Annotated in this window: 15 protein-coding genes; 12 read left to right on the top strand and 3 right to left on the bottom strand. The window is 66.4% G+C overall.

The window, feature by feature from the left end; genetic code table 11:
* The first annotated feature begins 23 nt into the window (after positions 1-23).
* From Q7J26_RS11140 to Q7J26_RS11130, 3 genes are read left to right on the top strand one after another with little or no spacing between them, the layout of a single operon-like run.
* The gene (locus tag Q7J26_RS11140) at positions 24-893 is read left to right on the top strand and encodes a TIGR01459 family HAD-type hydrolase (protein WP_304936513.1); all 870 of its coding nucleotides are present in this window, start codon (positions 24-26) and stop codon (positions 891-893) included.
* 39 nt (positions 894-932) lie between these two features.
* Positions 933-1,394 (top strand): MaoC family dehydratase, encoded by a 462-nt coding sequence (locus Q7J26_RS11135; RefSeq protein WP_304936512.1) that lies wholly within the window; start codon positions 933-935, stop codon positions 1,392-1,394.
* Positions 1,394-2,323, top strand: a complete 930-nt coding sequence (locus tag Q7J26_RS11130; protein ID WP_304936511.1) for a bifunctional riboflavin kinase/FAD synthetase — start codon at positions 1,394-1,396, stop codon at positions 2,321-2,323. The genes Q7J26_RS11135 and Q7J26_RS11130 overlap by 1 nt, the downstream gene beginning before the upstream one ends.
* 37 nt (positions 2,324-2,360) lie before the next feature.
* On the opposite strand, the gene Q7J26_RS11125 is transcribed toward Q7J26_RS11130, so the two are convergent.
* The gene (locus tag Q7J26_RS11125; protein ID WP_304936510.1) at positions 2,361-2,888 is read right to left on the bottom strand and encodes a gamma carbonic anhydrase family protein; all 528 of its coding nucleotides are present in this window, start codon (positions 2,886-2,888) and stop codon (positions 2,361-2,363) included.
* A gap of 311 nt (positions 2,889-3,199) precedes the next feature.
* Between Q7J26_RS11125 and Q7J26_RS11120 the strand changes: the two genes are divergently transcribed.
* The 9 genes from Q7J26_RS11120 (at position 3,200) to Q7J26_RS11080 (ending at position 18,789) form a co-directional block, all read left to right on the top strand.
* Positions 3,200-3,991 (top strand): PhoH family protein, encoded by a 792-nt coding sequence (locus tag Q7J26_RS11120; protein ID WP_304936519.1) that lies wholly within the window; start codon positions 3,200-3,202, stop codon positions 3,989-3,991.
* Positions 3,992-4,067: 76 nt separating this feature from the next.
* The gene (locus tag Q7J26_RS11115; RefSeq protein ID WP_304936509.1) at positions 4,068-4,235 is read left to right on the top strand and encodes a hypothetical protein; all 168 of its coding nucleotides are present in this window, start codon (positions 4,068-4,070) and stop codon (positions 4,233-4,235) included.
* Between the two features lie 534 nt (positions 4,236-4,769).
* The gene (locus Q7J26_RS11110; protein WP_370651938.1) at positions 4,770-6,884 is read left to right on the top strand and encodes a beta-glucosidase; all 2,115 of its coding nucleotides are present in this window, start codon (positions 4,770-4,772) and stop codon (positions 6,882-6,884) included.
* Between the two features lie 49 nt (positions 6,885-6,933).
* Entirely contained in the window at positions 6,934-10,095 is a 3,162-nt protein-coding gene (locus Q7J26_RS11105; protein ID WP_304936507.1) for a TonB-dependent receptor, read from the top strand.
* Between the two features lie 71 nt (positions 10,096-10,166).
* Complete coding sequence (locus tag Q7J26_RS11100) at positions 10,167-11,711, top strand: tryptophan halogenase family protein (protein WP_304936506.1); 1,545 nt, start codon at positions 10,167-10,169, stop codon at positions 11,709-11,711.
* 8 nt (positions 11,712-11,719) lie between these two features.
* The gene (locus Q7J26_RS11095) at positions 11,720-13,276 is read left to right on the top strand and encodes a tryptophan halogenase family protein (protein ID WP_304936505.1); all 1,557 of its coding nucleotides are present in this window, start codon (positions 11,720-11,722) and stop codon (positions 13,274-13,276) included.
* A gap of 66 nt (positions 13,277-13,342) precedes the next feature.
* Positions 13,343-14,383 (top strand): LacI family DNA-binding transcriptional regulator, encoded by a 1,041-nt coding sequence (locus Q7J26_RS11090; RefSeq protein ID WP_304936504.1) that lies wholly within the window; start codon positions 13,343-13,345, stop codon positions 14,381-14,383.
* 211 nt (positions 14,384-14,594) lie between these two features.
* Positions 14,595-17,078, top strand: coding sequence for a TonB-dependent receptor (locus tag Q7J26_RS11085; protein ID WP_304936503.1), 2,484 nt, complete (start codon positions 14,595-14,597; stop codon positions 17,076-17,078).
* A gap of 10 nt (positions 17,079-17,088) precedes the next feature.
* Positions 17,089-18,789, top strand: a complete 1,701-nt coding sequence (locus tag Q7J26_RS11080) for an alkaline phosphatase (RefSeq protein WP_304936502.1) — start codon at positions 17,089-17,091, stop codon at positions 18,787-18,789.
* Here Q7J26_RS11080 and Q7J26_RS11075 read toward each other — a convergent pair.
* Both Q7J26_RS11075 and Q7J26_RS11070 read right to left on the bottom strand, forming a co-directional pair.
* Entirely contained in the window at positions 18,773-20,017 is a 1,245-nt protein-coding gene (locus Q7J26_RS11075) for an MFS transporter (protein WP_304936501.1), read from the bottom strand. The two genes, Q7J26_RS11080 and Q7J26_RS11075, sit on opposite strands and share 17 nt — an antisense overlap.
* Before the next feature lie 11 nt (positions 20,018-20,028).
* On the bottom strand, positions 20,029-20,889 hold an 861-nt coding region (locus Q7J26_RS11070; protein ID WP_304936500.1), incomplete at its 5' end, for a transketolase C-terminal domain-containing protein.

Genomic DNA, 20,889 nt, shown 5'->3' with positions numbered 1-20,889 from the left:
CCAAAACCCCTACTTGCCTGCCTATGACCCTCCCCCACGCCCTGCCCCACCTCGGCGCCGTCGCCGGCGACTATGACATCCTGCTCTGCGACGTGTGGGGCGTGATCCACAACGGGCGCGAAAGCTGGGCGGCGCCGTGCGAGGCCCTGATGCGGTTCAATCGCGAGGGGGGCCATGTGGTGCTGATCTCCAACTCGCCGCGCCCGGCCTCTGACGTGATCGCCCAGTTGGACGGGCTGGGCGTGCCGCGCGAGGCGTGGAAAGCCTTTGTCACCTCGGGCGACGCGACCCGCGCCGAACTGTCCAAGCGTGCGCCGGGACCGGCCCTGCTGCTGGGCCCCGAGCGCGATGCGCCGCTGTACGCCGGCCTGGGACTGGATGTGGCGCGCGACGCTGCATCCGCCGCCTTCGTCTCCGTGACCGGCCTGGTGGACGATGAGACCGAGACGCCCGAGGATTATCGCGAACGCCTGACGGTCGCCGCCTCGCGGGATCTGGAGCTGATCTGCGCCAACCCCGACCGGGTGGTTCAGCGCGGCGACCGGCTGATCTACTGCGGCGGGTCGTTGGCCGACCTGTACGAGTCGCTGGGCGGCCGCGTCGTCATGGCGGGCAAGCCCTATGCCCCGATCTATGATCTGGCGATCAAGGAGGCGCAGGCGCTGACGGGCCGGCCGGTCGATCGGTCGCGTGTCCTGTGCATCGGCGACGGGGTGGTGACCGACGTCATGGGGGCCAACGCCCAGGCCCTGGACTGCCTGTTCATCGCCCAGGGCATCCATGGCGACCAGGCCAAGGGCGAGGACGGGGCGCTGGACCCCGCCCGGGCCGCCGAACTGCTGAAGGCCGAAACGACCTATGCGCGATACGCCGCGCTGGAACTCGCTTGGTAAGGCTCGCCATTTTGTCGCACCGCAGCTAAAGCCTGCAGCATGGTCGAATTGGTACAGCAGCATCCGTCCGGTGGTTACATCCTGGACGAACTTCACGTCGGCATGGCCGCGGAGAAAATCGTCGTCGCCACGGAGGATCGGATCCGGCTGTTCGCCGAGGCGTCCGACGACTTCAATCCCGTCCACCTGGACGAGGCCTTCGCGTCCAAGACCGCCTATCGCGGCCGGATCGCGCATGGCCTGCTGAGCGCCTCGTTCGGATCAGCCGTGGTCGGGACCATGCTGCCGGGCGCCGGGTCGATCTATATCTCCCAGACCCTGTCCTTCCATCAGCCGGTTCGGATCGACGACGTCGTCCGCATCCTGATCACGGTGATCGAGGTCGAGGCCGAGAGCGCGCGGGTCAAGCTGAGCTGCGAAGGCTTCGTCAACGACGTGATGATCATGGACGGGGTGGCCGTCGTCCGCGTTCCGCGCCGGCGCAAACCTTCCCAGCGCTGATGCAGATCGTCCGCGACTGGCGTGACCTTCCCGACGCCCTGAAGGGGGCGGCGGTCGCCGTCGGCGCCTTCGACGGCGTGCATCGGGGGCACCAGGCGGTCATCGCCGGCGCCAGGGCGGCCGCCGAACGCCTGGGCGCGCCGCTGGGCGTCGTCAGTTTCGATCCCCATCCGCGCCGCTGGTTCCAGCCCGAGGCGGCGCCCTTTCGCCTGATGACGGCGGACCAGATGGCCGAGGCCCTGGCGCCGCTGGGGGTGGAGATCCTGTATCTGCTGCCCTTCGACGGCGAGATGGCCGGCATGAGCGACGCGGACTTCGCCGAACAGGTGCTGGCGCGCGGGCTGGGCATCCGCCACGCCGCCGTCGGGTTCGACTTCACCTTCGGCAAGGGCCGGTCCGGATCGCCCGAGGCGCTGAGGATCTATGGCGAGGGGCTGGGCTTCACCGTGTCGGTGGCCGAGCGTCTGGATGACGCCGACGGGCTGAAACTGTCGTCCAGCGCTGTGCGCGAGGCGCTTAAGGCCGGCGACATGGACCGCTCCGCCGCCATCCTGGGCCGCCCCTTCGCCATCCGGGGCGAGGTGATCCACGGCGACAAGCGCGGCCGCACCATCGGCGTGCCCACGGCCAATATCGCCCTGGGCGACTATATGCGCCCCGCCTACGGGGTCTATGCGACGCGAAGCCGGCTGGCGGACGGGCGGATCGTCGATGGGGTCGCCAGCCTGGGCGTGAGGCCCATGTATGCCCTGGAGACCCCGCTGCTGGAGGTCTGGCTGTTTGACTTCAACGGCGACCTGTACGGCCAGACGGTCGAGACCGAACTGGTCGCCTGGCTGCGCGGCGAAGAGACGTTTGACGGGCTGGACGCCCTGAAGACTCAGATCAACGCCGACGCCACAGCGGCGCGGAAGGTTTTAGCTTCCTGATTTCCACTCATCGCGGCGAAAGCCGGGATGAACCGGATCAGACCGCGCGCAGGTCCGCCGCAAACCGCTTCCAGTTCTGCACATAGTGTTCGGCCGACATCTGCAAGACCGCGATCTGATCGGGATCGCGTTCGCGCACCACCTTGCCCGGCTGACCCACGACCAGGCTGTTGTCGGGAATGATCTTGCCCTCGGTCAGCAGGGCGTTGGCGCCGATGATGCAGTTGCGGCCGATCTTCACCCCGTTCAGCACCACCGCGCCGATGCCGATCAGACTGTAGTCGCCGACCTCGCAGCCGTGCAGCATGGCCTGGTGGCCGACCGTAACGCCCCGTCCCAGCGTCAGGGGCGAGCCCATGTCGGTGTGCAGGACGCTGCCGTCCTGGATGTTGCTGTCAGGCCCCACAGTGATCGGTTCGTTGTCGCCGCGCAGCACCGCGCCGAACCAGACGCTGGCGTTGGGGTGCAGAATCACGTTCCCAATCACGGATGCGCTCGGCGCGACCCAGTATTCGCCGGGCGCGGGAAACTGCGGTTTGCTGTCGCCCAATGTGTAAATGGTCATCCGAACGCCGCCTAATCTTCTAAAAACGAGGGCTTTAACAGATTTCTAACCACGTTAGCATCAGAGTGTTGATGCGATTCGTGGGTCGCCATTTCGGCCCCGGATCCGAAGCCGGATCAAGCCCGATCCGGTCATTAGTCGGGGCTTCGCGTGGCGCGTTGGGATCCGGGTTCGGTTGTTCGGCGGCGGGTCCATCCCGTTTCTGACGGCCAAGCTGTCGATCCGGGCGGTTGCTGCGATGCAGGCCACGGCCTTTTCCTCCCCAAGACCAGCCAAGGCGGAACCCGTATGGGTCCGCCTTTTTTCATGCCCTGGAGGCGTCCATGACCAAGCGTGCGGCAATGAAGCGTCAGTCCCGTGAGAGCGGAATCCTTGATTCACGGGAGTTCATCGAGGAGTCGAAAGTTCGCCGACTCCACGCCCCCCACAACGAACGGTCGGGATGGTCGCCCCACTCCTCGAACGACGACCGCGAGCAGGGCTATCTGAAGACGCTGAAGCCGAAGTCGGAGGGCCAGACGGAAATGATGGCGGCCATCGACGCGCACAATCTGGTCATGGCCCTTGGCCCGGCAGGGACGGGCAAGACCTATCTGGCCGTCGCCAAGGCGGTCGAGGCCCTGGAGGCCGGCAAGGTCGGCCGCATCGTGCTGAGCCGCCCGGCCGTGGAGGCCGGGGAATCGATCGGCTTCCTGCCCGGCGACATGGAGGACAAGCTGGCCCCCTATCTGCGCCCGCTGTACGACGCCCTGTCGGACCGGCTGTCGATGAAACGGGTCAAGGCTCTGATGGCGGAGGGCCTGATCGAGATCGCCCCCATCGGCTATATGCGTGGCCGCACCCTGAACAACGCCTTCATCGTCGTCGATGAGGCCCAGAACTGCACCTACGTCCAACTGAAGATGCTGCTGACGCGGCTGGGCTGGCATTCGACCATGGTGGTCACAGGCGACCCGCAGCAGTCCGACCTGCTGCCGGGCATTTCGGGCCTGGCCGATATTTCGGCCCGGCTAGAGACCATCGACGAGATCGCCGTGGTGCGCCTGGCTGAACGCGACATCGTGCGCCACCCGCTGGTGGCCTCGATGATCGGGGTGATCTGAGCCCCAGTTCGCGCGTCGGTTTCACCGAGTCTGAGCGACTCAAAGCAGAGCTAAAGACTCAGTCGAAGGGCCGGAGATGGAAATCATCGCCGGCCCTTCTGCCATCCGGAGTCGGCTGAACCCGCTTTTCATGGGCGGACTCGTTTGTGTCCACACGGAAACGGCAAAACAGACGGGAGGCGTGACAGCCCGCCGGGAAGTCGCCGGCTTCACCGTCAGCAATTTCACTATTGAACTCATCTGATTGGAATATAACGGTAAATTCTTTGCCGACGCCCGACTCGACGTCCGCACTGTTGAAACGACATGTGAACCGGGAAAACCCGTACCCGCGTTCGATCATGTCCATTTCGTGTTGTGAACGCTCTCAATTCATGCTTTTTGGCGTTTGCGAGGGGCCGGAGAGCCGCCGCATAGGGAGCGGAAGATCATCGGCCTCAGCGGTCGGCGAAACTTGGCGTCACAGGCGCCAACCGCAAACATAATCGAACAGCCTGCTACCGCGGGCGATGCTGTCGGCTGTCCGCCGCCATCATGGATTGTGTTCGCCGCATCCCAAACTCTTGTTCTGACGGCGGCTACCGTCGCCGAGTAGGTTTTGGGGGATGTTTTGAAGTTTCGTACGCCGTCTTTGATCAGCCGTCTCGCCCTGGCCCTGGCCATAGGCGCAGCGCCGCTTTCAGCCCTCGCCCGATCGCTTGAAGGGTCGACCGTCGCCGCACCGACGAACGCGGTCTCGACGGACGTAGCCGCACGCGCAAACGCCTTGCTGGCGCGGATGACGCGGGACGAGAAGCTTCAGCTGATCCACGGCTATTTCCCACCGATGGCGGCGCGCACGCCCGGCGCGCCGGTGGCCGACATGATCCCCTCGGCCGGCCATATTCCCGGCATTCCACGCCTGGGCATACCGACCCTGCGCGAGAGCGACGCCAGCCTGGGCGTCGCCAACCAGGTGGAGCAGCGCAAGGGCGATGTCGCCACCGCCCTGCCCTCCAGCCTGGCCACGGCCGCCACCTTCGACCCCGAAGTCGCCTATGCCGGCGGGGCCATGATCGGGTCCGAGGCGCGGGCCAAGACCTTCAACATCCTGCTGGCCGGCGGGGTGAACCTGACCCGCGATCCCTGGGCTGGACGGAATTTCGAATATCTGGGCGAGGACCCGCTGTTGGCCGGGGTCCTCGCCGGGGAGCATATCCGGGGCGTCCAGTCGAACAAGATCGTCTCGACCATCAAGCATTTCGCCTTCAACTCCCAAGAGACCGGGCGGATGATCATGGACGCGCGGCTGGACGAGGCGGCCTTGCGCGAAAGCGACCTGCTGGCCTTCCAGATCGCCATCGAGCGGGGAAACCCCGGCTCGGTCATGTGCGCCTACAACAAGATCAACGGCGACTGGGCCTGCGAGAACGACTTCCTGCTGAACCAGGTGCTGAAGCGTGACTGGCAGTACGACGGCTGGGTCATGTCGGACTGGGGCGCGGTCCACTCGACCGAGAAGGCGGCGCTGGCGGGTCTGGATCAGGCCTCGGGCCAGGAGCTGGACCGCGCCCTCTATTTCGACGCGCCGTTCCGGGAAGCGCTGGAGGCCGGGCGGATCCCCGAGGCGCGGCTGGACGACATGGTGCGCCGTCTGCTGGTCGGCCTGATCGAGACCGGTGTGCTGGACGCGCCGGTGGTGACGACGCCACAGCCCATCGACTACGCCAAGAACGCCGAGGTCGCCCAGCGCGCGGCCGAGGCGGGAATCGTCCTGCTGAAGAACCAGGGCGGGGTCCTGCCGCTGGCCAAGACGGCGAAGCGGATCGTGCTGATCGGCGGCCATGCCGATGTCGGCGTCCTGTCAGGCGGCGGTTCGTCCCAGGTGCGGTCGGTCGGCGGGGCGCCGGTGGAGATCCCGCTGACCTCGGGCGCGGCGGCCTCGTTCGCGCGGATCACCTGGCATGCGTCGTCGCCGCTGAACGCCATTCGCGCCGTCGCGCCGGATGCGACCGTGACCTATGTCGACGGCAGGGATCCTGCGGCGGCGGCCGCGGCGGCGCGCGCGGCGGACATCGCCATCCTCTTCGCCACCCAGTGGACCACCGAGGCCCAGGACGTCGAAACCCTGTCGCTGCCGGACGATCAAGACGGCCTGATCGAGGCCGTGACCGCCGCCAACGCCCGAACGGTGGTGGTGCTGGAGACCGGCGGGCCGGTGCTGATGCCCTGGCTGGAGAAGACCCCGGCGGTGATCCAGGCCTGGTATCCCGGCCAACGGGGCGGCGAAGCCATCGCCCGCATCCTGTTCGGCGAGGTCAATCCGTCCGGCCGCCTGCCGATCACCTTCCCCGCCTCCGCCGATCAGGCCCCGCGTCCGAACGTGCCCGGCCTGGCGGAGATGAAGGCCGTGGACGCCGCCGCCGCCTCCAACCCGGGCGCGCCGCAAGGGGCGGAGCTGCAGCCCTTCGTCGTCGATTATGTCGAGGGGTCGGACGTCGGTTACCGCTGGTACGAACGCGAGGGACGCAAGCCGCTGTTCCCGTTCGGTTACGGGCTCAGCTACACCACCTTCGCCTATTCCAACCTGGCGGTGTCGAACGCCCAGGGTCTGAGCGTCGCCGTCGATGTGACCAACAGCGGCGACCGGGCGGGAGCCGAGGTGGCCCAGCTCTATGTCGCCTCAGGCGATCAGCCTAAGCGCCTAGCCGCCTTTGCGCGGGTGACCCTGGCGCCGGGCGAGACGCGTCGCGTCGTGCTGACGGCCGAGCCGCGCATCCTGGCCGAATACGACACCGCACTGCCCGGCTGGCGCATCGCGCCGGGCGATTACCGCATCACCGTCGCCCGCGACGCCGCCGAGGCGGGGTTGAGCGCGACGGCCACGCTTTCAGGGTCGACCATCAAGCCTTGAACCAATGCCGCACAACAAAAACGCGGCGCCAATGAGGAGGGAGAACGAGATGAGAATTCACAAGAGGCCCATGCTGGCGGCCTTGCTGGCCAGTTCGGCGCTGGTCGCGCCGGCCTATGCCCAGACCGTTGAACAGGCGCCGATCCCGACGCCCCAAGACCCGACCGAGGTCGGCGAGATCATCGTCACCGGCATCCGGGCGTCGCAGGCCCAGGCCATCAACATCAAGCGCAACGAATCCGCTCTGGTCGACGCCATCTCGGCGGAAGACATCGGCAAACTGCCTGACGTCACCGTGGCAGACGCCCTGCAACGCATTCCGGGCATCCAGGTGCAGCGCTCCGCTGGCGAAGGCTCGACCGTCAACATCCGCGGCCTGCCGCAGGTGATCACCCTGCTGAACGGCGAACAATATCTGTCGCCCGGCAACCTGGGGACGGCCCAGCCGAACCTGAACGACGTGCCCTCGCAGCTGATGAACTCGATCGTCGTGTTCAAATCGCAGGACGTGTCCAACGCCCTGTCCGGCATCTCGGGCACCATCGACCTGCGCACCCGCCGTCCGATGGACTTCGACTACGGCCCGACCGTCGCCGGCGCCGCTGAATATCAGACCGGCGAGCGCACGGCGGAGGACGACTATCTGGTCAACGGCCTGCTGAACTGGCGTGGCGATCGGATGGGCGTGATGATCTCGGGAGTCATGAGCTCATCGAACCTGGGCAACAACTATTCGGGCATCAGCCAGAGCGTCTTGGGAAACAACGACTGGAGCGGCCCCGACTCGACCGACCCCAACTGGATCTCGCCCCACGGCTACGACAGTTTCAGCCGGGTCGTTGAGCGTGAACGTTACAGCCTGAACGGCGCCTTCCAGTTCGACATTGAGGACGGTATCCGCCTGACGGCAGAGGTCTTCTACACCCACCAGCAGGAATACAACCGCGCCGCCGGCCTGAACATTTCGAACCGCTGGAGCGGGCTGGGTTGGACGACGCCGACAGACTTTGTCGAGACCGGCGTGAACGGCGGACCCAATGGTCTGCCCTGGTTGAATGTCAGCGAATACGACCTCGACGTCTGGTGGATGAACTCATTCACCGTGAACCGGGCGACCGAGAACGAGTCCAAGAATTTCAATCTGGAACTGGACTACGACAAGGGCGGCCCCTTCACCTTCAGCGCAAGGGCTATCAAGGCCGACGCTAATTCGGAGAGCATGAACGGCCAGGTCCAGGGCGATCTGTCCAACTGGGAATACGGTGCGGATCGCTCCTTTACACTGTTCCGTCAAGGCGCAGACCGGACGCGCGGCACCTTCTATCCCGCCTCCATCGCGGCGCTCTATCCCACCTCGCGCTATTCCAACGGCGTCGTCGGCAGCCAGGGCGGACGCTATATTTCGCCCAACCCGTTCGGTTATGGCGCGGACCCGCAGCTGCACATCAACCAGACGGGCTCCAGCCTGGCCTGGAGCGGTTTCGACACACCGCTGCCGGGCGGTCTGGGGACCGTGCCGCTGACCGACTATATGTCCAATCTAGATTCCTACACGGTCGGCGCCTATTCGTCGGAAGGCAACCAGCGCAACAATTCCGACCTGACCGTGGTCCGCTTCGACGGCGGGTATGAGTTCCAGGACACGCCGCTGTTCGGCTTCGTCAACAAGATCGACGTCGGCGTCCGGCACAGCGCCCGCGAAGTCGAAATCCGCAACTTCCACCTGTTCTCCGACTTCTACGCCGGACAAGGCGCGGGCAACCAGGCGGGCTGTGCGGCTCAGTGGAAGGCCATCGACGTCGTGATGGACAACACTCAGTGCCAGTCGGGTGAGTTCGTCACCAACCCCGGCTTCAACGCATCGCTTCCGGTCGATACGACGCCCAACAGTTGCACCGCTGGGACCGTCGCCAACACCCCGACCTGTTTCCAGGGCTATACGGTCAACCGTCCGACCCTGCTGCGCGAGAACAACAACACCTACTTCATGTCCGACTACGGCTCGATCACCTCGGGTCTGCCGGGCGTATGGGTGGCCGATCCGCGCGACTTCGATGACGTGCGCGCCTTCCAGGAGCGCGTGTTCGGCAATGCCTATGAGGTCATCATTCCGGGCAACACCTATGACGTCGATCTGTACGAGGACAGCGCCTACACCAACTTCGCCCTGGGCTTCGGCAATCTGACCGGTGATCTGGGCGTGCGGATGGTGCGCACGGAACTGCGCGCTCGCCAAAATCTGACGGGTGATACGCGCGCCTATGGCGACACCAACAACGATGTCGGCGACACAATCTCCAGCCGCAGCTATACGGACTGGCTGCCGACGGCGAACTTCCAGTACGATTTCAGCGACAAGCTGAAACTTCGTGCGTCCTACGCCAAGACGATGATCCCTCTGGATCTCGGCAACTACGGCGGCGGCGTTACGATCTCGACGGTGGATTCCCTGGGCCCGACGCCGGACGATCCCAGCGCCCCGCCCTTGGGCATCCGGCGCGTCACCGGCGCCACTATCGGCGGCACGGTCGAGCTCGATCCGTGGCGCTCGACGAACTATGACTTGGCGCTGGAGTACTATTTCGGCCCGGCGACCATGTTCAACGCGGGTATTTTCCGCCTGAACATCGAGAGCTTCGTCAAGCGCGAAACCGTGCCACTGAGCGGCTCCTATCCTGACGGCGACGGCATCATTCGCCGCATGGTCGACGTCAATCGCCCAGTCCAGGGCGAGGGTGGCGAACTGCAGGGCGTCGAACTGGGCGCCAAGATCGGCCTGTCTGACTTCATCGACACGCCGATCTGGAGCGATTTCGGCTTCGACGGCAGCTATACCTATTCGGACAGTTCGCAGAACGCGCAGAATCTGTCGGGCGAGGACCTGCCCTTCCCCGACAACTCCGAGCATTCGATGAACGCCGCCGTCTGGTACCAGGGCGACCGTCTGCAGGTTCGCGTGGCGTGGAACTATCGCACGCCTCGCCTAGCCAACACCTTCGGCGCAATCCCGATCTACCAGGATACGTCGCAGTACGTGGACGCCAACATCACCTATGACGTCAATGACATGGTGACCGTCTACGCCAACGGCTCGAACGTGTTTGGTGAAATCGAGGAATACTACTTCGAGTTCGAACCCGGCCAGAAGCAGTTCCACAGCCGCAACCAGTTCGAGCCTCGGTATATGCTCGGCGTGCGCGCCCGCTTCTGATCTCTTCCTGAGCAGACTGGCCGGCGGCATTCGTGTCGCCGGCCTCCTTTTTCGCGTATTGGTACCGAGCCATGGATGAGATCGACAATCCTCGCATCCGTTCCATCGTCATCGTCGGCGGCGGGACCGCCGGCTGGATGACGGCTGCGGCCCTGGTTCAGCATTTCCGCACCACCCCGCTGAAGATCACCGTGGTCGAGTCGTCCGACATCGGCACGATCGGCGTGGGCGAGGCGACCATTCCCACCATCCGTCGCTTTTATGGCCAGCTGGGGCTGCGCGACGACGACGTGATGCGCGCCACCCAGGCGACCTGCAAACTGGGTATTCGTTTTCTGGACTGGTCCGGGCCGGGCTCGGACTTCATCCATCCCTTTGGCCTGTATGGACAGGACGTCAAAGGGATCGGCTTTCATCACTACTGGCTGAAACAGCGCTGCGCGGGCGACGCCGCTCCGCTGGCGGCCTATTCGCTGGGGGCGTCGCTGGCCGCCGGCGGCAAGTTCACCCTGCCCTCGCCCAATCCGCCGTCGCAGTTGTCGGTGTTCGACTGGGCGCTTCATCTGGACGCCGGCCTGTTCGCCCAGCATCTGCGGGCCTATGCCGAGGCGGGCGGCTGCGCCCGGATCGACGCCCGGATCCGCTCGGTCGAGATGAGGCCCGAGGACGGTTTCGTGCGCGCCCTGACCCTGGACGACGGGCGCGAGGTCGAGGGGGATCTATTCGTCGACTGTTCGGGCTTCAAGGGGCTGGTCATCGGCGAGGCGTTGGGCGTCGGGTTCGAGGAGTGGGGCCGCTGGCTGCCGTGCGACGCCGCCTATGCGGTACAGAGCAAGAACCGGCCCGGCGAGGCGCCGGCGCCCTTTACCCGCGTCACCGCTCGGTCGGCCGGATGGCAGTGGGGCATCCCGCTGCGCCACCGCGCGGGCAACGGACTGGTGTTTTCCAGCGCCCATCTGAGCGACGATCAGGCCCTGTCCGAGCTTATGCCCCATCTGCTGGGCGATCCGCTGACGGAGCCGCGCCGCATTCCCTTCCGCCCCGGTCGGCGCGCCCAAGCCTGGGCCAAGAACTGCGTCGCCATAGGCCTATCGTCCGGCTTCCTGGAGCCGCTGGAAAGCACCAGTATCGCCCTGATCGAGACGGGGATCGAACGGCTGAAGGCCCTGTTCCCCGACCGCCGCTTCGCCCAGCCGATCCTGGACGAGTTCAATGATCAGACGGCGCGGGAGATGGAGCGGGTCCGCGACTTCATCATCCTGCACTACAAGCTGAACCGGCGGACCGACACGGACTTTTGGCGCGACTGCGGCGCGATGGCGATTCCCGAGACGCTGGAGCGCAAGATCGCCCTGTGGACCGCGCGGGGCCAGTTTGTCCGCTATCGGTGGGAGATGTTCCACCCGGCCAGCTGGCTGGCCATCTATGACGGCTTCGGCCTGTATCCCGACAGCTACGACCCCGCCGTGGACGCCATGGACCCGGCCTATCTGGCGCGCAGCCTGGCCGAGATGCGGGCCAATATCGCCGACCTGGTCGCCCGCACCCCCGACCACGCTCAATTCCTGGCGGGGCTCGACCCCGCCGCCTCCGCCGCCCCCGCCTCAGCCGCATGAGACCCGACATGGACCAGCCCCGCCGCCCCCTGAAGAAGATCTGCATCGTCGGCGGCGGAACCGCCGGCTGGGTCGCAGCCGCGCTGATGGCCGAACATTTCAAGGGGCGGATGGCCGAGATCGAACTGGTCGAATCCGACGATATCGGCACGATCGGCGTCGGCGAATCCACCGTGCCGCCCTTCCTTGAGATGCTGAAGCGGCTGGGAATCGACGAGCGGGACTTCATCCAGAAGACCCAGGCCAGTTTCAAACTGGGCATCCAGTTCGAGGACTGGACGCAGAAGGGCGAAAGCTATTTCCACCCGTTCGGCGCCATCGGGGTTCCGGTGGATATCAGCGACTTCTATCCGGTCTGGCTGAAGGCGCGGATGAACGGCTATGACCGGCCGCTGATGGACTTCGCCTCTGCGGCCCGGATGGCGGCCCAGGGGCGGTTCATGCTGCCCTTCAAGGCGCAACGCACCCCGGTGGGGGGAGCCTCCTACGCCGTTCACGTCGATGCGAAGCGCGTCGCCCGCTATCTGCGCGACTTCGCCGAGGTGCGGGGCGTGAAGCGCACCGAGGGGATCGTTGAAGATGTGATGACGCGGCCCGACGGCTTCGTCAGCAATCTGAAGCTGAAATCGGGCCAGACGGTCGAGGCGGACTTCTTCATCGACTGCACCGGCTTCCGCGCCCTGCTGATCGGCAAGACCCTGGGGGTCGGCTATACGGACTGGTCCGAATGGCTGATGTGCGACCGGGCCATCGCGGTCCAGACCGAGAATGTCGGCCCGCCCAAACCCTATACATTGGCCCAGGCGCAGGACTGCGGCTGGCGCTGGCGGATTCCGCTGCAACACCGGACCGGCAACGGCCATGTCTTCTGCAGCCGCTACATGTCCGACGACGAGGCGACCGCGACCTTGATGGCCCAGGTCGAGGGACGGCCGGTGGTCAATCCGATGGTGGTGCCGTTCAAGACCGGGGTGCGCGAGAAGATCTGGGACAAGAACGTCCTGTCGCTGGGCCTGGCCAGCGGCTTTATCGAGCCGCTGGAATCGACGGCCATCCACCTGATCTATCGCGGCATGGACTTCCTGTTCCGGCTGATGCCGGACCTGGACTGCGATCCGAACCTGGCGGCCGAGTATAATCGGCGGATGACGGTGGATTACGAGGAGATCCGCGACTTCATCATCCTGCACTACGCCCTGACGCGGCGGGACGACACGGCCTTCTGGCGGCAATGCCGGGACATGGTCCTGCCCGAAGGCTTGCAGCACAAGCTGGAGGTCTTCCGCGCCAACGGCAGCCTGGTCGAGGCGCTGGATCCGCTGTTCCGCAATGTCAGCTGGTATGCGGTGATGGACGGCATGGGGGTGAAGCCGCGGTCCTATCCGCCGCTGGTGGACCGGATCGACTTTGCGGGCCTGACCGACGAGATGGACCGCGCCGCCAATATTCTGAACGCCTTCGTCGCCGACCTGCCGACGCATCAGGCCTTCATCGACACCCACTGTCCGGCCCCCTCCGTGGACCTGGCGGTGGACCTGCCCGCCCCATTGGCCGTCCCGGCCTGATACCGGCGCGCTTGCCTTGGCGCAAACAAGCCTGACACTATGGCGCAGGGGATAAGGGATCAGAGTTTGCGTCGCGCCGTCACCATCAAACACGTCGCCGCCGAGGCGGGCGTTTCGCTGCAGACCGTGTCGCGGGTCATCAACAACGAGCCGAATGTTCGCCCGGTCGTGCAAGAGCGGGTGCGCGCCGCCGTGGCCAAGCTGGGCTATGTCCCCAGTCTGGCGGCGCGGCGGATGGGCGGCTCGCGCTCCTATCTGCTGATGGCGCTGAACGACCGGGACCGGACCATCGAGGGCTGGAAGTCCGGCGAGGGCACCGACTGGGTCGACCAGATGCTGATGGGCGGCATGCTGAAGTGCGAGGCCCACGGCTATCGGATGATCTTCGAACTGGTCGACACCCATTCCGACCATGTGGACGCAGCGGTGCGCGGGGCCATCGCCGCCCTGCACCCGGACGGGGTCATCCTGACCCCGCCGCATTCGGAAAATCCCGCCATCACCGGCCTGCTGAGCCGACTGGGCCTGCCCTTCGCCCGTATCGCCTCCATCGCCGAAGGGGACGGGTTCGCGGTGTCGATGGACGACGCCATGGCCGCCGCCTTCGCCGTCGATCACCTGCTGGGTCTGGGCCATCTCCGCATCGGCTTCATCACCGGCAGCGAGGAATACGCCGTCAGCGGAGCGCGGCTGGCCGGCTATCGCCGCGCCATGTCGGCCTCGGCGCACGGCCTGGACGAGACGCTGATCGCGCGCGGGGATTTCTCATACGAGTCCGGCGTCGCCGCCATGGAGGCCCTGCTGGCCCTGCCATCGCGGCCCACGGCCGTTCTGGCCAGCAACGACCGCATGGCCCACGCCGCCCTGCGCACGGCCAATAAAAACGGCCTGTCCGTCCCTGCCGACCTGTCGGTCATCAGCTTCGACAACACGCCCCTGGCCCGGTTCGCCGACATGACCGCCATCATCCAGCCGATCGCCGAAATGAGCGCGGTCGCCGCCGAACTGCTGATCCGCTCCACAGCCGGCGAGGCCGAACTGCCGCGACAAAGCATGGTCGATTTCGGTTTTGCACCAAGAGGCTCTACGGCGCCGCCGAAGACCTAATTCGCCTGCGGCTCCGTTCGGGCTCACGCCGGCGGCGGGTCGATCCACGCGATTAATGAAACGTACACGGCTTGAATGTCTTTCATCCGCCGTCTCAACGTCATGCATCAGCATTCCCAGCGTCGCCTCAGCGACATCGCCGCCGGTTACTGATCGCCGTTCAGGCCAAGCTTGGGGAAAAACGATGGCGAATGAATTCAGGACGCGGCTTATGGCTGCGGCGGCGTTGACCGGCGTGATGGCCGCAGCCCATGGGGCTCAGGCCCAGACGACGGAACCGGCCACCCTGGACGAGATCGTCGTCACGGCCCAACTGCGCGAACAGAAGACCATCGACGTCCCGTTCGCCCTGACTGCCTATTCCGGCCAGTTCCTGGAGGACCTGGGCATCCAGGACTTCGAACAGCTGTCGGCCTTCGTGCCCGGCTTCCTGGTGCAGAACCAGTCGCCCAACAACCCCGGCTTCGTGATGCGCGGCATCACCTCGGACGACGGCGCGGCCACGACCGAACCCCGCGTGTCGGTCTTCCAGGACGGCGTCTCCATCTCCAAGTCGCGCGGCTCGTTTGTCGAACTGTTCGACCTGGAGCGCGTCGAGATCGCCAAAGGCCCGCAGTCGACCCTGTACGGCCGCGGCGCCCTGATCGGGGCCGTCAATCTGGTCCAGAACCGCGCCCAGCCCGGCGAAACCAAGGCCTACGCCAATATCGAGGCCGGCAACGAAGACTATCGCATGGTCGAGGGCGCGCTGAACCTGCCCGTTGGTGAAACCGCCGGCCTGCGCCTCGCCACCCGCCTGAAGACCCGCGGCGGTTCGGTCGAAAACCTGCTGGGCGGCGACGATTTCAACGCCATCGAGACCAAGGCCGTGCGTCTGTCCGGCGCCTGGACGCCGTCGGACGCCATGCGGTTCGACATCATCGGCAACTATCAGAACGACCACGCCTCCGGCACCTCGTTCAAATCGATCGCCTACGAGCCGGCCGATCCGACCACTGGCGCGGTGCTGGGCGGCAAGGAACCCTGGGAGGGCGCAGCCTTGACGCCGGGCGCCGATTTCGACGGCGGCAAGTCGCTGGGCCTGGACCGCGAAGTCTGGGGCGTAACGGGTCTGGCCCGGATCGACCTGAACTCTTCCTGGAGCCTGAACTCGACCACCGCCTATCGCGAGTTCGACAACTACGAGACCTTCGACGCCGACGGCGTCTCCCTGCCCATCCTGACGGCGGCGGAAGACACCCACGGCGAACAATGGAGCCAGGACCTGCGCCTGGGCTTCGACAACGGCGGTCGCCTGAGCGGCTTCGTCGGCGCTGGCTGGTTCCACGAGGAAGGCTATCAGCGCACGCCGACCCAGTGGAACGAAGCCGCAGCCCTGGCGCAACTGTCCGGAGTGCTGGACGGGTCGGCGACGACGGTCGGCGACAACACCCTGCCGCTGGGATGGTATCCGATCGTAGCGACCGGGGTGCTGACCCAACTGCTGACGCCGCTGGGCGCCGGCGCCTATGCCTCGGCGATCGCCGCCAATCTGGACTCGAACCATATCGAGACCCCGATCAACAGCTCGGAACTGACGTCCTACGACGTCTTCGCCGACGCCACCTACGCCTTTACCGACCGGTTCGAGATGTCGGCCGGGGTGCGTTACACCCGCGACGACAAGACCACCGGCTATGCGAGTTCGGTCGAGAGCCGTTCGGCCCTGGGCGCCCTGCTGGCGATCCAGTCGGGCGCGATCCCGACGGCCCAGTTGCCGGCCTTCCTGGCGGCCCTGGCCAATCCAGCCTATCAGAGCCTGCCGGCCAGCTCTGGCATTCCCCTGTTCGGTCTGACGTCGCAGCCGACCGCCAACAACGGCGACTTCTCCTATTATGACTCGGAAGACGACGGCGTCACCTGGCGCGTCACGGCCCGCTACGCCCTGACCGACGACACCAATGTCTACGCCAACTATGCGCGGGGCCGTCGTCCGGAAGTGATCAGCGCCTCGGGCCCGTCCGCTCCCGGCGGCACGCCGACCTTCAGCCCGGTCGACGCCGAAACGGTCGACAGCTACGAGATCGGCGCCAAGTCGGCCCTGCTGGATGGACGCCTGCGCGTCGACGGCGCGGTCTTCATGTACAACTACGAAAACTTCCAGACGACGATCCAGGAAGGCACGACCTTCATCACCACCAACGCCGGCGAGGCCAAGTCCTATGGCTTCGAGGGCCAGGCCAACTTCGCCGTGGCCTCGAACTTCGATCTTTTCGCCACCTACGCCTACAACCACTCGCGCTTCGAGAACGGCATCTACGACGGCAACCACTTCCGCCTATCGCCGGACAACGCCGCCTCGATCGGCGCGACCTGGCGCCTGCCGGTCACCGGCGGCCAGATCGAGGTCCAGCCGACCTACACCTGGCAGTCCAAGGTCTTCTTCGACGACGACAACGACATCCCGGCCCTGCAGACGAGCAACATCGTCGCCGACCTGGTCCAGGACGAGTACCAGGACTCCTACGGCCTGCTGAACCTGCGTGTTCGCTACACCCCGGACTCGACCAACTGGGGCGTCGAAGCTTTCGGCGAGAACATTCTCGACGAGGAATACATCAAGGACGCCGGCAACACCGGCGACGCCCTGGGCATGCCGACCTTCATCGCCGGTCGCCCGGCGTCATACGGTCTCGTGTTCAAGCTGAAACTCTAAGGACGAACTGATGCAAATGGATCGCCGCAGCCTTCTGGGCCTCCTCGGGGCCGGCGCCGCCACGGGCTGCGCCACTGTGCCTGGCGAAGGTCAGGCGGGATCGGTCGCCTTCCTTCACGGGGTGGCCAGCGGCGATCCGGATCAGCATTCGGCCGTCTTCTGGACGCGCGTCACCCCGGCCGATCCGTCGGTCGGGGCGGTCGCCGTTGTTCTGGAAGTGGCCAAGGACTCAGGCTTCAGCGACATCGTGCGCCGCTCGACCGGGCTGCGCGCTCTGGCTGAACGCGACTTCACCGTCAAACACGATCTGGACGGCCAGGGCCTGGAGCCCGGCCGGGAGTATTTCTATCGTTTCGTCGCCAATGGCGTGACCTCGCCGGTCGGCCGGGTCCGCACCCTGGACCAGGGCGCGACGCCGCAAGTGACCCTGGCCGTGGTCTCGTGCCAGCTGTATCCCGGCGGCCTTTTCAACGCCTATGAAGCAATTTCGCAGCTGGAGCGGCTGGACGCCGTCGTCCACCTGGGCGACTACATCTATGAATATGGCGCCGCGCCCGCCGACTACGGCATGACCACGGGCGCCCGCCTGAACCGCGCGCCCCTGCCGCCGCACGAAATCGTCAGCCTGGCCGACTATCGGACGCGCCACGCCCAGTACAAGACCGACCCCGATCTTCAGGCCGCCCACGCCCGCGCCGCCTTCATCTGCGTGTGGGACGACCACGAGGTGGCCAACGACGCCTGGATCCTGGGCGCCGAAAACCATCAGCCGGCGACCGAAGGCGATTTCGCCACGCGCAAGGCGGCGGCCCTGCGCGCCTATTACGAATGGATGCCGATCCGCGAGGCCAAGGCCGGCGGCATGAAGGAGGCGATCAACCGCAGCTTCCACTTCGGCGACCTGGCTAGCCTGCACATGGTCGAGACCCGGCTGCTAGCCCGCAACGAGCAGATGGATTTCGCCAACATCCCCAAGACGGCCGACGGCCGTCCAGACCTCGCCGCCTTCGAGGCCCAGCGCCAGGAGCCGTCGCGCGACCTGCTGGGCGACAGCCAGCGCCGCTGGCTGGGCGACGCCATGACCCAGTCCAAGGCCGCCGGTCGTCCGTGGCAGATCCTGGGCAACCAGGTGGTCATGGCGCGGGTCAAGGGACCGAACATCGAACAGATGCTGCCGCCGGCCCAGGTGGCCCAGATGGTCGCCGGCTTGCCCGCCGACATCCGGCCCCAGGTCGAGGCCGCGATCCAGCTGTTCAAACTGGGCCTGCCGTTCAATCTGGACAGCTGGGACGGTTATCCGGCTGGGCGCGAGCGCCTGTACGAGACGATGAAACAGGCCGGGGTCGAGCCCATCGTCCTGGCCGGCGACAGCCACGCCTTCTGGGTCAATGAACTTTACGACAACGGCGGCCAGCGTCGGGCGGTCGAGTTCGGAACCTCGTCCATCTCCAGCCCGTCGCCGGGCGACATGGTCGGCGGCCTGCCGTTGGGTCTGGCGCTGGAAGCCGCCAATCCCGAGGTCAAGTTCTGCGACCAGGCGGCCAAGGGCTATGTTCTGTTGACCCTGGACCGCGATCAGGCGGTCGGCGACCTGCGCACAGTCTCCACCATCTTCGCCAAGCCGTATGAGAACAAGACGGTGAAACGCTATCGCGTGGCGCGAACCGAGACGGGCCTCGGCCCGCTGGAAGACGTCACCGCACCCGCCTGATCGCCGCCACCGCCAGGGTCGCCCCGCCGAAACAGGCGGCGGCGGCCAGGAACAGGCTGCGGAAGTCCAGACCCAGGGTCTCCAGCAGGACCAGGGCGACCAGGGGCGCGATGGCCTGAGGCAGTGTCACGGCCAGATTGATCAGTCCCAGGTCCTTGCCCCGGTCCTCGACCGACGGCAGGACATCGGTCATCAGGGCGATGTCGATCGCGCCGTAGCAGCCCTGGCCGACGCCATACAGAGCGAAGGCGATGACCACCGTCGTCCAGTCCTGGGTGGTAGCCAGGAGAGCGGCAGCAATGGCCAACAGCACCCCGCCGGCGACGCCCAGCGGCTTGCGCCGCGTGATCCGCGACCCGCCCATGGCGACGATGGTGCTGACCGCGACCACCCCGACCACGGCGATGGCGGTCAGCAGCGAATGGCCGGCCTCGGCCGAGCGGCCGGGGAACAGGGTCGGAAAGCCGATGGCGTCGGCGATGTAGAAGAGCAGATAGAAGGCCACCAGCGAATAGCCGGTGACGACCAGAAACCGGTAAGACCAGGCCAGGCTGAAGTCGCGAACGGCGAAGGGCCGTAACAGGCTGGGCAGAGAAAACCCCGACAGGGGCGCCCGCACCTGGTCGGGAGACACGGGATCCTCGCGCGACAGCAGGGCGAAGGGCACGGTCGCCACGACGACGACGGCCGCCAGCACCGCGAACCGCGCCACCTCCCCCTGCGGCCCCCAGGCCATCACCACCGAGCCGATCATGGCGGCGAGCGGATAGCCCATGCCCATGACGGCCGACATGGCGCTGCGCCGGTTCTCGGGCACGCGGTCGGCAAACAGGGCGATCAGAGGGGCCAGCAGGATGTTGAAGGTCAGCTGGAAACTGACCAGGCCCAACACCAGACCCAGCGGGGTCGAAGACTGCTGGATCAGAGCGTAGCTGCCGACGGTCAGCACGGCGCCGACGACGATCCAGGGCCGCCGCCGTCCATGCCGCGACCGGGTCCGGTCGCTGAGGGCGCCGCCGATGATATTGCCGACCCCGGCCGCCATACAGCCCCAGAACAGGGCCTGGCTGAGCAGAGCACCCTTGGCCTCGCCGTCGATAAGCTCGGCGTGGAGGGGTGCAAGCACCTGCAACAGCGGCGCGACGCCGATGAAGGCGCCGATATAGGCGACCGCATAGCCGACCAGAAAGGCCGTCCCGACCGGCCGGGGAGATACGCCGGCGGTCATGGGATGATCTCTCAGGCCCGGGCGGCTCGGCTGGCCTCGACGCCGAGGGCGCGCAGGGCGGCGGCGGCGATCTGTTCGGCGTTCAGGCCGGCCAGGGCGTACATGGCGGCCGGCGCATCCTGGTCCTGGAAGACATCGGGCAGGTTCAGGGTGCGGACCTTCAGGCCGCGATCCAGCGCGCCCTTTTCGGCCAGCAGTTGCAGCACAAAGGCGCCGAAGCCGCCCATGGCGCCCTCTTCCACCGTGATCAGGGCCTCATGCTCGCGCGCCAGGCGCAGGATCATGTCGGCGTCCAACGGCTTGGCGAACCGGGCGTCGGCGACGGTGGCGGATACGCCTCTGGCGGCCAGCAGTTCGGCGGCCTTCAGCGATTCCTGCAGCCGGGTGCCCAGGGACAGGATGGCGACCGAGGTCCCCTCGCGCACGATCCGGCCGCGACCGATCTCGAACGGGGCGGCCAGTTCCGGGATCTCGACGCCGACGCCGTCGCCGCGCGGATAGCGGAAGGCGCTGGGGCGGTCGTCAATGGCCAGGCTGGTCGAGATCATGCCCGCCAGCTCCGCCTCGTCGGCGGCGGCCATCAGCACCATGCCCGGCAAGGCCCCCATGAAGCCGATGTCGAACGACCCGGCGTGGGTCGCCCCGTCGGCGCCGACCAGACCGGCCCGGTCCATGGCGAACCGCACCGGCAGCGACTGGATCGCCACGTCGTGGACCACCTGGTCATAGCCGCGCTGCAGGAAGGTCGAATAGATCGCGCAGAACGGCTTGTAGCCTTCGGTGGCGAGGCCCGCAGCGAACGTCACCGCGTGCTGCTCGGCGATGCCGACGTCGAAGGTGCGATCCGGGAATGCCTTGTTGAAGATGTCGAC

It is taken from the genome of Brevundimonas sp. (genome assembly GCF_030656255.1).
Taxonomy (GTDB): domain Bacteria; phylum Pseudomonadota; class Alphaproteobacteria; order Caulobacterales; family Caulobacteraceae; genus Brevundimonas.
This window is presented reverse-complemented; position numbering and strand designations above follow the sequence as displayed.